The organism is Streptomyces hawaiiensis (genome assembly GCF_004803895.1).
GTDB classification, from domain to species: domain Bacteria; phylum Actinomycetota; class Actinomycetes; order Streptomycetales; family Streptomycetaceae; genus Streptomyces; species Streptomyces hawaiiensis.
This window is the reverse complement of record NZ_CP021978.1, coordinates 708,273-722,815: the sequence shown is the minus strand read 5'-3', so window position 1 is coordinate 722,815 and position 14,543 is coordinate 708,273. Positions and strand designations below refer to the sequence as shown.

Here is a 14,543-nt window from a genome sequence, read left to right as displayed (position 1 = left end):
GGTATGTGGTGATCCTCTACCCCCTGTGGGTCACACGCCCCAGCGCAGGCCCGGGGTCTTCACCGGCGCGTCGTACAGCCGCAGCAGCTCCTCGTCGACCTGGCACAGGGTGAGCGAGGCGCCCGCCATGTCCAGGGAGGTGACGTAGTTGCCCACGAGGACACGGGCCACGGGGACGCCGCGCTGGGCGAGGACCCGGTGCACCTCGGCGTTGAAGCCGTACAGCTCGAGCAGGGGCGTCGCGCCCATGCCGTTGACCAGGACCAGCACCGGATTGCGCGGCTGGAGGTCCTCCACCACCGCCTCCACGGCTGCCTCGGCGATCTCGCCGGAGGTCATCATGGCGCGCCGCTCCCGGCCGGGCTCGCCGTGGATGCCGATGCCCAACTCCAGCTCGCCGGGCGGCAGATCGAAGGTCGGACTGCCCTTGGCCGGCGTGCTGCAGGCGCTCAGCGCGATCCCGAAACTGCGGGCGTTCTCGTTCACCTGCCGGGCGATGGCCTCGACCCGCTCCAGAGGCATGCCCTCGGCGGCGGCGGCGCCCGCGATCTTCTCCACGAACAGGGTCGCGCCCGTACCGCGCCGCCCCGCCGTGTACAGGCTGTCGGTCACCGCCACGTCATCGTTGACCAGCACCTTCGCGACCTGGATGCCCTCGTCCTCGGCCATCTCGGCGGCCATGTCGAAGTTGAGCACGTCACCGGTGTAGTTCTTCACGATGAACAGCACGCCGGCCCCACTGTCGACGGCGGCGGCCGCGCGCAGCATCTGGTCGGGTACGGGGGAGGTGAACACCTCGCCCGGACAGGCCGCCGACAGCATGCCGGGGCCCACGAAACCACCGTGCAACGGCTCATGCCCCGAGCCTCCGCCCGAGACCAGCCCCACCTGCCCGGCGACGGGGGCGTCCCGCCGCACGATCACCCGGTTCTCCACGTCCACGGTCAGCTCCGGGTGGGCGGCCGCCAGACCGCGCAGCGCGTCCGCGACCACGGTCTCCGGGACGTTGATCAGCATCTTCACGGGGTACCTCCAGGTGAGACTGTTCCATGTGCCTCTGGCCTTCATTTTTGCAGTCCAGGATGTGCCAGGCCAGTTGTCGACCTTGGTGGTCCACGATGACCGGCAGTGGGGTGCGGCGGCACGCGTCCGCCGTGGTGGCGCCCTTGATGACGGAACGTCAGGCCGCCGAGGATGCGTCGCACGGTGCGGCAGGGGTGGCCGGCCGGTTGGCGGGTGAGTGGTGCACACAGTGATGCACACCCCTAGACATCCGATCTCTGTCCCGGTGACGATGTTCGCGCCCTCGGCAGTAGTCGATGCGGCGTCATTTCCTCCGCGAATCCTCCGTGAAAGAGCCGATGATTGGGCCGGGAGATCTCACCGTGAGCCATGCATCCCAACCGCAGCGACGAAGCGTCCTCAAGTTCGGCGGTGGCCTCGCCTTCGCACCTCCGCTCACTCAACTGACCGGCGGATCTTCCGCAGGGCAGGCCGCCGCCGCAGGGGCCGACGCACCGGCGTCCGTCCCGTGGCCCACCCTGTCGCGTGAGGCGCTGACCTACTCCGTCCCCGCCGTGGACTGGCAGTCGCAGGCCCTGCCCATCGGCAACGGCCGGCTCGGTGCCATGCTCTTCGGCGATCCCCACGAGGAGCGCATCCAGTTCAACGAGCAGAGCCTCTGGGGCGGTGCCAACAACTACGACAACGCCCTCGCGGGCAAGCCGGACAGCGATTTCGACACCGGCATGACCGGCTTCGGCTCGTACCGGAACTTCGGTGATGTCGCCATCACCTTCGCTCCCCGGGCCAGTCCGAAGGTCACGGCCCCCGGGGGACCGTACAACAGCTCCTCGTCGGAGGGTGTCGACAAGACGTACGACGGTGAGTCGAGCACCAAGTGGTGCATCGAGGGGCCGGGCCCGAAGGTGCGGTGGCAGGTCGAGCTCCCCGTCCCCGCCGCCGTCGCGTCCTACCGGCTGACGAGTGCCAACGACGTACCGCAACGCGACCCGCAGGAGTGGACGTTCTCCGGTTCCGCCGACGGCACCACCTGGACCCCGCTCGACAGACGCACGCTGCAAGCGCCCTTCGAAAGCCGTTTCCAGACCAAGGAGTTCACCTGTGCGGACCCCGCGGCCTACCGCTTCTACCGGTTCGACTTCGTCCCGAAGGCAGGCGTCAGCCATTTCCAGGTGAGCGAGATCGGTCTGACCGGTGTCGACCTCGGCGGGGGCGGTGCGATGTACCTGTCGTCGCCCAGCGGGCACTCCGGGGGAACCGGCGCCGGGGCCCGGCCGCGGGTCACGGGCATCTCGAGCTCGGTGGACCGCGATCCGGCCACCGTCTGGCGGGTCGGCGCCGCCGCACCGGCGGTCGTGTGGCAGGCCGACCTGCCCCGCGCGGTCGCCGTCACCTCGTACGCGCTGACGGCGGCCCCGGACCGCCCGCAGGACGACCCCGGGCAATGGCGACTTGAGGCGTCACAGGACGGGCGTGCCTGGACGACCCTCGACACGCGGAACCCCGGAGTGCCCTTCGCCGGTCGTGGTGAGACCCGGACCTTCCGGATCGCCAACAGCACGGCCTACCGTGCCTACCGGCTCACCCTGACCCCCGGCGCGTCGTCCACCGGCTTCCAGATCGCGGAGATCGCGCTGGAAGGCCAGGGCTTCGACTCGCGCACACAGCGCACGGTCGTCGACTACCAGCGCTCCCTCGACTTCGTGAACGGTGTCCACGTCACCCGCTTCGGCGCGCCGGGACGGCGCGTCCTGCGCGAGGCCTTCGCCGGCCGGTCCGCGGACGTCATGGTCTTCCGGTACACCTCGGAGCGCGCCCGGGAACTCTCCGGAGCCATAGCGCTGACGTCCGCCCAGGACAAGGCCCCGACCACCGTCGACGCCGCCGCCGGGCGCATCGGCTTCAGCGGCGTCCTGGGCAACGGCCTCAAGCACGCGTGCACCGTCCAGGCCGTGCACACCGACGGCGAGCTGCGCTCCGACGGGTCGGTACTCCGGTTCAGCGGCTGCACCACCCTGACCCTCTTCCTCGACGCCCGCACCGACTACAAACTCGATGCCGCCGCCGGATGGCGCGGAGCCGATCCGGAACCGGTGGTCGCCAGGACGCTGGGCAAGGCAGCCGCCCGGCCCTACGGCACACTGCGCGACGAGCACACCGCCGAGGTGCGTGCCCTGATGAACCGTGTCGCGGTCGACTGGGGCACCTCCGGCGCCGCCGTCCTCGCCCTGCCGACCGACGCCCGGCTGGCGCGCTACGCCGCCGGCGGGGAGGACCCGACACTCGAGCAGACGATGTTCGACTACGGCCGGTACCTGCTGATCGGTTCCTCCCGCCCGAACGGCCTGCCCGCCAACCTCCAGGGCCTGTGGAACGACAGCAACCAGCCGGCGTGGGCGTCCGACTACCACACCAACATCAATGTCCAGATGAACTACTGGGGAGCCGAGACGACGAACCTGCCGGAGTGCCACGAGGCACTCGCCCGGTTCATCGAGCAGGTGGCGGTGCCCAGCCGCGTGGCGACCCGCAACGCCTTCGGCAAGGACACGCGCGGCTGGACCGCCCGCACCAGCCAGAGCGTCTTCGGCGGCAACGCGTGGGAGTGGAACACCGTCGCGAGCGCCTGGTACGCGCAACACCTCTACGAACACTGGGCGTTCACCCAGGACCTGGGCTACCTCCGCACCGTCGCCCACCCGATGATCAAGGAGATCTGCGAGTTCTGGGAGGACCACCTCAAGGAGCGCGAGGACGGACTCCTCGTCGCGCCGAACGGCTGGTCCCCCGAGCACGGGCCGCGCGAGGACGGCGTCATGTACGACCAGCAGATCATCTGGGACCTGTTCCAGAACTACCTCGACTGCGAGTCGGTGCTCGGGGCGGATCCCGCCTACCGGGCCAAGGTCGCGGACATGCAGGCACGCCTCGCACCGAACAAGATCGGCAAGTGGGGTCAGCTGCAGGAGTGGCCGGAGGACATCGACAGCCCCACCGACATCCACCGCCACACCTCGCACCTCTTCGCGGTCTACCCGGGCCGCCAGATCACCCCGAAGACACCGGACTTCGCGGCCGCCGCCCTCGTCTCGCTCAAAGCGCGGTGCGGCGAGAAGGAAGGCGTCCCGTTCACCGCCGCGACGGTGTCGGGCGACAGCCGCCGCTCGTGGACCTGGCCCTGGCGGGCGGCTCTCTTCGCCCGCCTGGGCGACGGGCAGCGCGCCCGGATCATGCTGCGGGGACTGCTGACCTACAACACACTGCCCAACCTGTTCTGCAACCACCCGCCCTTCCAGATGGACGGCAACTTCGGCATCTCGGGCGCCGTGGCGGAGATGCTCCTGCAGAGTCACGACGGCGTCATCCACCTGCTGCCCGCCCTGCCGGACGAGTGGAAGGCCAAGGGCTCCTTCACGGGACTGCGCGCGCGGGGCGGCTACGAGGTCAGCTGCACGTGGCGGAACGGGAAGGTCACGTCGTACGGCATCACGGCCGACCGGGCCCGGAGCCGGAGGAGGGTCACCGTGCGGGTGAACGGCATCGAGAAGAAGGTGAAGCCGGCCAAGCCCTGACCGTGTCTTGGTCCACCTGTACGAGTGCGGTTCCGGTCCTGGCCGCCTTGGGCCCGGGCGGCTCGGCCGGCAACGGCGGCGGGGCGCGGCCGGCAGGATGGCCGCCGGCCTGCTCGCCACCCCGCCGCGATCCGCGACGCGGAAAAACGGGCCCGCGGGAGCCGGCCGTGATGAGAAGGTCGACTTCATGTCCACCTCAATGCTCGTTCGCCCCATCCCCCTGGTCGCCGTGGCCCTCGCCGTCGTCGCGACCCTCACCGCCTGCGGCGACCTGCACGCCCCGGACGCAACGGCGAGAGCGACCCCCGGCGCGTCCTCGCCCAGTGCCCTGGGCGCCTCGCCGTACGTGGAGCCGGGCGCCGGTGACGGGGCGCCGCACCACAACGACAACAACGCCTACCGCCGGGCCGGTGAGATGCCTCCCGCCCACGCCGCGGACGCCGGGCGGGAGGCCGCCCGCATCCGGCCGGTGCTCGAGCGGCTGTGGGAGCAGCGCGAGTGGGACCCCGCGACCGTCCGGACGGCCCTGCTCCGGCTCGGCTACGAGGAGGAGCGCATCGCGAAGGACGGCACGCGCCTCGGCGGCACGCTCACCGTCCAGGGAATGTCCTCGCGCTGGAAGGACGACGGCTACGTCACGCCCGAGGGGGCGCGGGTCGCCCTGCGCGTGCACGACGACGCCTGCGTCACGGCCTTCCTGCAGAAGTCGAACTTCGACGTGCGGACCAACGGCCCGTATCCCGAGACCGGCTGCTTCGAGCCGCCCTACGGCCACTGAGGATCGCCGGGCGGGGTCCCGTGGGTGAGGCCGTGTGCACCGGGTACTCGACGGCACATGATCAGGCGCGCACTGTGGCAAGGGCTGGTCGCCGGCACCGCCGGAGGCGTCGTGATGACCCTCGGCGAGAAGATCGAGCAGGTCCTGACGGGCCGCCCCGACTCCCATGTGCCCGCGCGGGTCCTTCAGCGTCTCACCGGCCTGCCCGAACGCCCCGGCACCCAGCCGCTGCCGGTCAACTGGGCCATGCACTTGGGCCAGGCCGCCCTCCTGGGCGTGCTCCGCTCGATCATGGCCCAGTCCGGGCTGCGCGGCCCGGTCGCGTCCGCCAAGTTCACGGTCGTCCGCCTCACCAACGACCAGATCCTCGAGAACGCCACCGGAGTCGGCGCTCCGCCCACCACCTGGCCCCGCACGGAACTCGCCGTGGACGTCCTGCACAAGGCCGTCTACGGCTTCGTCACCGGTGCCGTGGCCGACGCCCTGGCCGCCCGCGACGGCCCCGGCCCCGGTGAACGCCACGCCGACCGCCGCCCCGGCCGCCATGCCGATGCCGGGCCGCTCCCCCGCGAGGAGGGCCAGGGCCGGTGAACCGGACCGTCAGCGGCTGAGCACACCGGCCAGTGCGCTCACCCCGGCGGCACAGGCCAAGACCACGCAGGCACCGGCCGCGTGACGTCGCAGCAGGACGCTCCGGAGCTCGGCGTAGCGGCTCTCGTACTCCCGTCGCAGCTCGTCGGCTCGTCGCACGGTGCCGTGCATCAGCTGCCGGGTGACATCGAGGCGCCCGCGGACGTAGTGGGCGGTGAGTTCCTCGGCCTGGGCGGTGGTCAGCCACGCCATCCGCGCGCAGAGATCCTCGGCCTCGCGCTGTGCCTGGTGGCGATGGGAGTGGGCGAGAAGATAGCCCTCGGTCTCGTCGGCCAGGACGTTGCGCGGCTCGCCCGCCGGTGTCCCGTGCCTGCCGCGTCTCACCGCCGTTCGCCCTTGTGCCCCTCGACGTCGAGCACATCGCGCTGCCCGGTGTTCTCCGCCTGGTCCAGGCTCGCCAGTTCCGGGTGGCGCAGGTCGAAGGCGGGGGACTCGGAGCGGATCTTGGGCAGGGTGAGGAAGTTGTGGCGGGGCGGCGGGCAGGACGTGGCCCATTCCAGGGAGCGGCCGAAGCCCCAGGGGTCGTCGACTTCGACCTTCTCGCCCTTCTGGGCGGTGCGCCACACGTTGTACAGGAAGGGCAGGGTGGACAGGCCGAGCAGGAAGGCGCCGATCGAGGAGACGGTGTTGAGGGCGGTGAAACCGTCGGCGGCCAGATAGTCGGCGTAGCGGCGGGGCATGCCCTCGGCGCCCAGCCAGTGCTGCACCAGGAACGTGGTGTGGAAGCCGACGAACAGCGTCCAGAAGTGGATCTTCTCCAGGCGGTCGTCGAGCATCGTGCCGGTCATCTTCGGCCACCAGAAGCTGAATCCGCCGAACATCGCGAACACGATGGTGCCGAACAGCACGTAGTGGAAGTGGGCGATCACGAAGTAGCTGTCGGTGACGTGCCAGTCGAGCGGCGGAGAGCCCAGGATGACGCCGGTCAGGCCGCCGAAGAGGAAGGTGACCAGGAAGCCGAGCGCCCAGAGCATGGGTGGTTCGAACGACAGCGAGCCCCGCCACATCGTGCCGATCCAGTTGAAGAACTTCACACCCGTCGGCACGGCGATCAGATACGTCATGAAGGAGAAGAACGGCAGCAGTACCGCGCCGGTGGCGAACATGTGGTGCGCCCACACCGTCACCGACAGCCCTGCGATGGAGACGGTGGCGCCGATCAGACCCATGTATCCGAAGATCGGCTTGCGGGCGAAGACGGGGATGATCTCGGTGATCACGCCGAAGAACGGCAGCGCCAGGATGTACACCTCGGGGTGGCCGAAGAACCAGAACAGGTGCTGCCACAGGACCGCGCCCCCGTTCTCGGCGTTGAACACCTGGGCCCCGAAGCGCCGGTCCGCCTCCAGCACCAGCAGCGCGGCGGCCAGCACCGGGAAGGCCAGCAGCACCAGCACCGAGGTGAGCAGCACGTTCCAGGTGAAGATCGGCATCCGGAACATGGTCATGCCCGGGGCGCGCATGCAGATGATGGTGGTGATGAAGTTGACCGAGCCGAGGATGGTGCCGAAGCCGGACAGCGCCAGCCCCATGATCCACAGGTCCCCGCCGACGTGCGGGGTGCGCTCCCCGCCGCTGAGCGGGGTGTACGCGGTCCAGCCGAAGTCGGCGGAGCCCTGCGGGGTGAGGAAGCTGGCGAGCACGATCAGGCCGCCGAAGAGGAACAGCCAGTACGACAGCATGTTCAGCCGCGGGAAGGCCACGTCGGGTGAGCCGATCTGCAGCGGCATGATCGCGTTGGCGAAGCCGGCGAAGGTGGGCGTCGCGAACAGCAGCAGCATGATCGTGCCGTGCATGGTGAACGCCTGGTTGTACTGCTCGCTGGAGACGATCTGCAACCCGGGCCGGGCCAGCTCGGCCCGGATGAGCATCGCCAGCGCCCCGGCGACCAGGAAGAACCCGAACGACGTGATCAGATACAGGTGCCCGATTTTCTTGTGATCGGTGGTCGTCAGCCAGGAGACGACCACCTTCCCTCGGCCGCGGTGCTCCACCGCGGGTACGGGCGCAACCGGTTCAGTATGTGTCGCCATGGGTTCCTCGATCGGCAGCAACGGTGCACGGACGGTCATCCGCCCCGGAGGAACCTATTGCGTCTGGTTCGTCACCCTTGTCTGCCGCCGAGTGTCCCTGCGCCGAATGGCGGAATGATCCATTCGACCGAGCGGCGCGGCCTCAACGTCGCTTACGCACGACCGCGGCGACCGCGGCGGAAACGAGCAGGCCGGTGAGTGCGGTGAGAACCCTCTTCAGTACGGCCGGGGGAAGGATCGGCCCGAGCCTGTCGCGTAGCCGGTCGTAGAGACTGAGCGGCACGCCGAGGAGTGCGTTGCCGGGAGGGCGTCGCGGGACGATCGGGTGGGGGTGCGTGGGCGCGCTCCTGCGTACCGTCTCCCACGCGGCGCCGAGCCGGCGCAACTGAGCGGTGTCCGAAGCCTCTTGCAGCCGGGGCAAAACCAGGTCCTCCTCGTCCCGGATGTCCTGGCGGATCAGGGTGAAGACCCGTGCCACCTTCTCCTCGCGCTCCGGGTCGCCGGGACTCAGACGCTCGATGCCGGCGACGAGATCATTGATCTGTTGGTGCTCCTCCTCGACCCGCGAGGTCAGCTCCTCGCCGTCCGCCACCGAGCGCCGCACGGCCGGCCACAGCACGGTCTCCTCCGCGAAGGCGTGGCTGAAGACGAGCTGGACGACCTCCTTGAGGACCTGCTCCCGCTCTTCGCCGTCGGTCAGGGCCCGATACCGTTCCATGAGCCGGTCCATCTCCGCGTGATCACGCCGTTGCCGCGCGAGGACGCTGCGCGGACCGCCCAGTTGCTCCACCGTCTGCTCTTTCGCCGTCCTGGGCATGGACCGCTCCCTTCCGCGAGCCTGCGAGGACTCCTGCACGGTGACGGCAGCGCCGGGCTGCCGGTGCGCGAGTACCCCGGCCCGGCGGGCGACACCGCGGTCGGCGTCCTTTCCGACGTAAGCGGTTTCTGTATCTGTGTCATGTTTTGTTCCGACCCGACCGCGGCACTCGGTAGCCCACCAGCGTGCCCCCGAGAGGTGACCATCGCTGCGTGAAGGTGCGCCTGCCGCGCGCCGGAATCCGGCCCGGCCGCCGGGCGGAACAGAGGGTGGTCGATGACGACGATCGGCGTGGAAGAGGAGTACCTGCTGCTCGACCCGGTCACGGGTCTGCCGGTACCTCAGGCGGACAAAGTGCGCGCCGCGGCGGGTGTGGGGCATCTCGTGACCGACCAGGAGGTGCAGTACGAGCTGCTCCAGGCGCAGGTCGAGGTGGCCACCCCGGTCTGCGACACCCTGCAGGAGGTCGGAGGCCATCTGCTGCGACTGCGGCACGCGGTCGGCGTGGCCGCGGAGGAGCACGGCTGCCGGATCGGGGTCTGCGGGACACCACCGCTGCGGCACGGCCGCCCCATAGCCGTCACCGACCAGGCACGCTACCGGGCCATGGTCGTCCAGGCGCCGCAGCTGGTGGCGGAGCAGCTGGTCAACGGCACGCACGTGCACGTCGCCGTACCCGGCCGGGAGGCGGGCGTGCAGGTGCTGAACCGGATCCGGTCCCGGCTGCCGACGCTGACGGCCATGGCGGCGAACTCCCCGCTCTGGGACGGCCACGACACGGGCTTCGCGAGCTGGCGCACGGTGATCTTCAGCCGGTGGCCGGTCAGCGGCATGCCCCCGCATTTCCGTGACGCCGAGGACTACGACCGGCGCGTGGCACGGCTGCAGGAGTCCGGCCTGATCTCCGACACCGGTCAGCTCTACTGGCAGGCCCGCCTTTCGGCCACCTACCCCACGATCGAGGTGCGCTGCCTGGACGTCCAGCTGCGGGCGGACGAGGCCGTCATGCTCGCCGCGATCATCCGGGCTCTCGTGGAGACCGCACTGGCGGAAGCGGTCGCCGACACGCCCTTGCCCGACTGCGCGCCGGAACTGCTGCAGGCCGCTATGTGGCACGCCGCCCGGCACGGGCTCGGCGACACCCTGATCGACCCCGCCGGCACATCGCACCGCGCCGGCGACGTGCTCTACGAGTTCCTGCGGCATGTCGCTCCCGCCCTCGACGCATCGGGCGACTCCCGGCAGGTCACGTCCCTGGTCCACCGGCTGCTGCAGGACGGGACCGGCGCGGACCGGCAGCGCGCCGCCCTCGCCCACGGTGGTCTGCGCGCGGTCACCGAGCTGATCAGCGCCCAGAGCACGATGCCGTGACACCGCGGAACCGCTCCTCGGGCCGCCGCGGTGACGGCGGTGCCCGAGCGGGCGTGGGTGACCAGCCCCGCTGTGCCAGTGGATCGGCCCGCACCTGGAGCCGGCCGACCTGACCGGCCTGTCGCCGAGCGGCCCCCGCGACGCCGGCGGACCGGCGGGGGACCGCATGCAGGCAGTGAGCACCCGCTTGGGGTGCGCACAGTGGCCGGAAACCGCCCCGGCCGAAACAGTGGGAGAGACGAACGCGTTCTCGCCGGCCCTGGCGGGGCACTCCGTCGGCGCGCGAGTCCCTTCACCCCCAGGAGACCGTCCATGAGCTTCAACCCATTGGAACAGCGGGGCATCCCGCTCGACCGCCAGGTCCGCAACTGGCGTGAGCTGAACGTGCAGCCCATCGACCCCGACCGCTGCGACCCCTACACCCGCTGCCGCATCATCGCGATGAACGGCATCGAGGTGGAGGCCATCCTCTTCAGCCACCAGCTCGCCCGCAACACCGTCGACCCGGAGGTGAAGCGGCAGCTCGCCGAGACCCGCTACATCGAGGCGCAGCAACAGAAGGCCGTCAACTGGCTGCTGCCCGGCGTGTCCTCCGTCCTGGAGACGACGATCGCCTATGAGCAGGTCGCCGTGGACCTGACGGCGTGGGTGGCACGGATGGAGCCCGACCCGTACCTGCAGCAGGCGTACCAGTTCGGCGTGCTGGAGGACTTCGACCACCTGTACCGGTACGCCAACCTCTACGAGATGATCGAGCACCGCAAGGCGGAGTCGATCGTCGACAACCTCACCGAGGTGATGCCGGGCCGCCCGACGAAGTACCACCACCGCCATCCGTACGACAACGTCCGCGACCCGTACGACAAGAGCGGCACGAACCCGCTGTCCAAGCTGCACGCGCTGACGATCATGGCGGCGGAGCAGCAGACGATGAACTTCTACATGAACACCGGCCCCACCTACATGGAGCCGATCGCTCGGCAGCTCTACCAGGAGATCGGGCTGATCGAGGAGGAGCACGTCACCCACTACGAGTCGCTCGTCGACCCCGGGGAGACGTGGTGGGAGCAGCTGGTCAACCACGAGTACAACGAGTGCTACCTGTACTACTCGTTCATGGAGCAGGAGAGCGACCCCAAGGTCAAGGCGATCTGGGAGCTGCACCTGAACATGGAACTGGAGCACCTGCACGCGGCCTGCGACCTGATGCGCCGCCACGACGGCCGGGAGCCGCAGGAGGTGCTGGCCCCGGAGCTGCCGAACGTGCTCACCTTCGAGCCGAACAAGCAGTACCTGCGGGAGCTGCTGGACACCCAGATGGACCTGACCACCCTCGGCGCCGGCTATGTGCGCGAGGCGCACGAGCGGTTCGAGAAGATGCAGGAGCAGATCCACGGCGGTGAGGAGCCGCCGAGCGAGCGGGTGATGGTCCAGCACGACGAGATGTTCGGCCGCGAGTACCGCGTGCAGTCCGAGGGCGAGCACCCCGACCCCGCGATGCGCGAGAAGTGAGGAGGCCGGCCATGCCCGAGACGCACACCCCCCAGGCCGGCGACGACCGTGCCGCGGACGACGACGTGGTCGCGCTCCTCATGCGCCAGCACGGCGACATCCGCAATCTCTTCGACGAGGTCGAGCAGAGCCGGGGCGAGGAGCGCCGCGAGGCCTTCCGCCGCCTGGTGCGGCTGCTGGCCGTGCACGAGACCGCCGAGGAGGAGGTCGTCCACCCCTTCGCCCGGCGGGCCCTGCCCGGTGGCGAGCAGGTCGTGGAGGACCGGCTCGCCGAGGAGCGGGCGGCCAAGGAGACCCTCGCCGCGCTGGACGAACTGGACACCGAAGACCCGAAGTTCATGCTCCAGCTGATGAAGCTGCGCAAGGACGTGCAGGAGCACGCCCGGGCGGAGGAGCGCTACGAGTTCACGCACATCCGCCGAAGCACCGACACCGACGGCCTCGCCACCCTGGCCAAGGCCGTGAAGGCCGCCGAAGCCATGGCCCCCACCCGCCCCCACCCGGGCGTCGAGTCCGGCGCGGCCAATGTCGCCCTCGGCCCCGTCGCGGCCCTCGTGGACCGCACGAAGGACGCGGTCCGCAAGGCGATGGGTAAGGACTGAACCGTCGTCGGCGTCACGTTCCCGGCCGGGGATCGGTGAGATCCCCGGCACGCCGGCTGTTCGCACGCTCGTAGGCGGTGATGACGTAGCGGGCCTCGTCGTCGACCGCGTTCTCCTCCCGGTCCAGGACGATCCGCACCGGGTGCCCGTCGGCCGCTTACGCCGCCTCGGCCGTGTCCGCGTCGTTCCGTCGCGCCGATTCCAGCTCCGCGAGGCAACGTTCGGCGGTTCCAGGCTACGGCTGCTGTTGCCGGCGCACCATCTCGTTGATCCCTGCGGGTTCTTCCGCACCACGTAGTTCACGAGCCAGTCGTGGACCTTGAGGGCGAGCGCCCGGCGCAGCATGACGTCCAGCTCGTCCCGCCCGAACGCCTTCGGGCGGCAGATCAGGAGCGCCGGCAGCCGCGCCGACGTGTCGTCCGTCTCCCAGAGCCGGCGGGCGAGCTCCTGCTGCGTCTTCAGCCGCTTCGCGAGCGCCCTGTCGTCGTGTGTTCAGACGGGAAGGACGAACGGAGGGTGCGCACCGTTGAGGAAGTAGTCCCCGACGTCCCGGAGCCGGTGGCCGACGGGCTCGTACAGGGTGTGGGTCCGCGCGTTGCGCCAGAACCGGTCGAAGCCCAGCCGTGCGGACGTGGAGCGGGCGCCGATGACGTCGAGGGCGCGGGCGGTGCACTCCTGGGCGGCCCTGCACGCGGCGGCTTCCGCCATGGACGGCGCCGGGGCAACGCCCATCGCAGGGATCTCCTCAAGTTCGTTTGCGCAGGGGGGTGTTGAGCCTCACGAGTAGGAAGGATGTGTGGGCCATGCGCATCATCCTGCGCAGTCCCGCAGTGCCCCGTCAAAATTTCCCTAGTGATTCGATAGGGAACATAGGGAATGGTGCCCCCGCCTGGGACGGACGCCGAACGCGGTCACGACCTGACCGCGTCCCGTGCGACCGTGAGCGCGCAAGCCGCCCGACACCTGGACCACGGGTCGGCACACGAGTCGAAGGCCGAGGTGTACCGATGACCGTTCTCGACGCCAGGGCGCTCAACCGCGCCACCCTCGCCCGGCAGTTGCTCCTCGACCGCGCCGACCTGCCCGTCCTCGACGCCGTCGCGCACCTGTGCGGGCTCCAGGCGCAGGAACCGCAGGAGCCGTTCCTTGGGCTCTGGTCGCGGCTGCGGGCGTTCGATGCGGCGGAACTGTCGGACCTGCTGACCGGGCGGCGTGTCGTGCGCACCCACCTCATGCGCCGCACCGTCCACCTCGTCACCGCCGACGACGTCGTGGCCTGGCGAGCCCGCCACGACGGCATGCTGAGACAGCGGATCCTCGGGGTCTACCGACGCGAGCTCGCCGGGGTCGATCCCGGTGAACTCGCCGCGGCGGGCCGGAAGGTCATGGCCGACGGCGAACCCCGCTCCCTGCCCGAACTCGCGCGAGCCGTCGCCGACGGGTGGCCCGTGGCGGGACCCCGGCCCCTGGGCGAGATGCTGGTCGCCGCCCTCCTCCCGACGGTCCAGCTGCCGCCGCGCGGCCTGTGGCGCATGAAGGCGGGAGTGTGCTACGCGCTGATCTCCTCCTGGCTGGGACGCGAGATCGACCCACCCTCCCCGGACGGCTCCGACCCCGTGGGCCAGACACTGGTACGGCGCTACCTGGCGGCCTTCGGCCCCGCCGCCTCGGCCGACCTGCGTGCCTGGTGCGGCCTCACCGGACTGCCCGCCGCGGTCTCCGCCCTGCGCGAGGAACTGGTCTCCTTCCGTGACGAACGCGGCCGCGAACTGCTCGACCTCCCCGGCGCGCCCCGCCCCGACCCCGACACCCCGGCGCCCGTGCGGTTCCTGCCGGCGTTCGACAACGCGATCCTCGGCTACCACGACCGCAGCCGGATCATCGACGACGCGCACCGTCATCTGTCCGTCGCCGGCGAACGCGTCGTCCTGGTCGACGGCCACGTCGCCGCGACCTGGACCGTCGAGAGGGACACGGTGCTCGTCACCCCGCTGCGCCGCTTCTCCCGGACCGACCGCACCGGCGTCGCCGAGGAAGGACGGGCGATGGCCTCCTTCCTCTCCGACGACGAGAGCGACCGGGTACGGATCGCGGCCTCGCCCGGCTGAACCACGCCTCGCGCCCCGGGACGAGCCGCCGGCGTTGATCGGCGAGCGTTCCGGGCTGTCAGGCGCACACTGGAAG

12 protein-coding genes and 2 pseudogenes are annotated in these 14,543 nt (G+C 70.4%); 7 read left to right on the top strand and 7 right to left on the bottom strand.

Going from position 1 to position 14,543, the window contains the following annotated elements; genetic code table 11:
• Nucleotides 1–30: 30 nt before the first annotated feature.
• On the bottom strand, nucleotides 31–1,023 hold the full coding sequence (gene dhaK, locus CEB94_RS03405) for a dihydroxyacetone kinase subunit DhaK (protein WP_175430744.1): 993 nt from the start codon (nucleotides 1,021–1,023) through the stop codon (nucleotides 31–33).
• 362 nt (nucleotides 1,024–1,385) lie between these two features.
• Here dhaK and CEB94_RS03400 point away from each other — a divergent pair, with 362 nt between their 5' ends.
• The 3 genes from CEB94_RS03400 (at nucleotide 1,386) to CEB94_RS03390 (ending at nucleotide 5,964) form a co-directional block, all read left to right on the top strand.
• Nucleotides 1,386–4,595, top strand: a complete 3,210-nt coding sequence (locus CEB94_RS03400) for a glycosyl hydrolase family 95 catalytic domain-containing protein (protein WP_175430743.1) — start codon at nucleotides 1,386–1,388, stop codon at nucleotides 4,593–4,595.
• 187 nt (nucleotides 4,596–4,782) lie between these two features.
• Nucleotides 4,783–5,373: a hypothetical protein gene (locus tag CEB94_RS03395; RefSeq protein ID WP_175430742.1), complete on the top strand. Its 591-nt coding sequence runs from the start codon at nucleotides 4,783–4,785 to the stop codon at nucleotides 5,371–5,373.
• Nucleotides 5,374–5,430: 57 nt separating this feature from the next.
• Entirely contained in the window at nucleotides 5,431–5,964 is a 534-nt protein-coding gene (locus tag CEB94_RS03390) for a hypothetical protein (protein ID WP_175430741.1), read from the top strand.
• A gap of 9 nt (nucleotides 5,965–5,973) precedes the next feature.
• Here the strand turns inward: CEB94_RS03390 and CEB94_RS03385 are convergent, their stop codons facing one another.
• The 3 genes from CEB94_RS03385 to CEB94_RS03375 form a co-directional block, all read right to left on the bottom strand.
• Nucleotides 5,974–6,348, bottom strand: coding sequence for a hypothetical protein (locus tag CEB94_RS03385; protein WP_175430740.1), 375 nt, complete (start codon nucleotides 6,346–6,348; stop codon nucleotides 5,974–5,976).
• Nucleotides 6,345–8,057 (bottom strand): aa3-type cytochrome oxidase subunit I, encoded by a 1,713-nt coding sequence (ctaD, locus tag CEB94_RS03380; protein ID WP_175430739.1) that lies wholly within the window; start codon nucleotides 8,055–8,057, stop codon nucleotides 6,345–6,347. Before ctaD ends, CEB94_RS03385 begins: the two co-directional genes overlap by 4 nt.
• Nucleotides 8,058–8,199: 142 nt before the next feature.
• Complete coding sequence (locus tag CEB94_RS03375) at nucleotides 8,200–8,874, bottom strand: hemerythrin domain-containing protein (protein ID WP_175430738.1); 675 nt, start codon at nucleotides 8,872–8,874, stop codon at nucleotides 8,200–8,202.
• Between the two features lie 276 nt (nucleotides 8,875–9,150).
• Between CEB94_RS03375 and CEB94_RS03370 the strand changes: the two genes are divergently transcribed.
• From CEB94_RS03370 to CEB94_RS03360, 3 genes are all read left to right on the top strand, one after another.
• Nucleotides 9,151–10,245, top strand: coding sequence for a carboxylate-amine ligase (locus CEB94_RS03370; protein ID WP_175430737.1), 1,095 nt, complete (start codon nucleotides 9,151–9,153; stop codon nucleotides 10,243–10,245).
• Between the two features lie 312 nt (nucleotides 10,246–10,557).
• Entirely contained in the window at nucleotides 10,558–11,757 is a 1,200-nt protein-coding gene (locus CEB94_RS03365) for a hypothetical protein (RefSeq protein WP_175430736.1), read from the top strand.
• 11 nt (nucleotides 11,758–11,768) lie between these two features.
• Nucleotides 11,769–12,359 (top strand): hemerythrin domain-containing protein, encoded by a 591-nt coding sequence (locus CEB94_RS03360; RefSeq protein WP_175430735.1) that lies wholly within the window; start codon nucleotides 11,769–11,771, stop codon nucleotides 12,357–12,359.
• Between the two features lie 13 nt (nucleotides 12,360–12,372).
• On the opposite strand, the gene CEB94_RS40615 is transcribed toward CEB94_RS03360, so the two are convergent.
• The 3 genes and pseudogenes from CEB94_RS40615 to CEB94_RS03355 all read right to left on the bottom strand — a co-directional run.
• Nucleotides 12,373–12,498, bottom strand: coding sequence for a hypothetical protein (locus CEB94_RS40615; protein WP_342789577.1), 126 nt, complete (start codon nucleotides 12,496–12,498; stop codon nucleotides 12,373–12,375).
• A 5-nt stretch (nucleotides 12,499–12,503) separates the two neighbouring features.
• Nucleotides 12,504–12,839 (bottom strand): annotated as a pseudogene (locus CEB94_RS42140) (DNA alkylation repair protein); the annotation flags it as partial.
• A gap of 12 nt (nucleotides 12,840–12,851) precedes the next feature.
• Nucleotides 12,852–13,070, bottom strand: a pseudogene (locus CEB94_RS03355) (acyl-CoA dehydrogenase family protein); the annotation flags it as partial.
• 296 nt (nucleotides 13,071–13,366) lie between these two features.
• On the opposite strand from CEB94_RS03355, the gene CEB94_RS03350 reads away from it, so the two are divergent.
• Nucleotides 13,367–14,467 (top strand): winged helix DNA-binding domain-containing protein, encoded by a 1,101-nt coding sequence (locus tag CEB94_RS03350; protein ID WP_175430734.1) that lies wholly within the window; start codon nucleotides 13,367–13,369, stop codon nucleotides 14,465–14,467.
• Nucleotides 14,468–14,543: the final 76 nt, after the last annotated feature.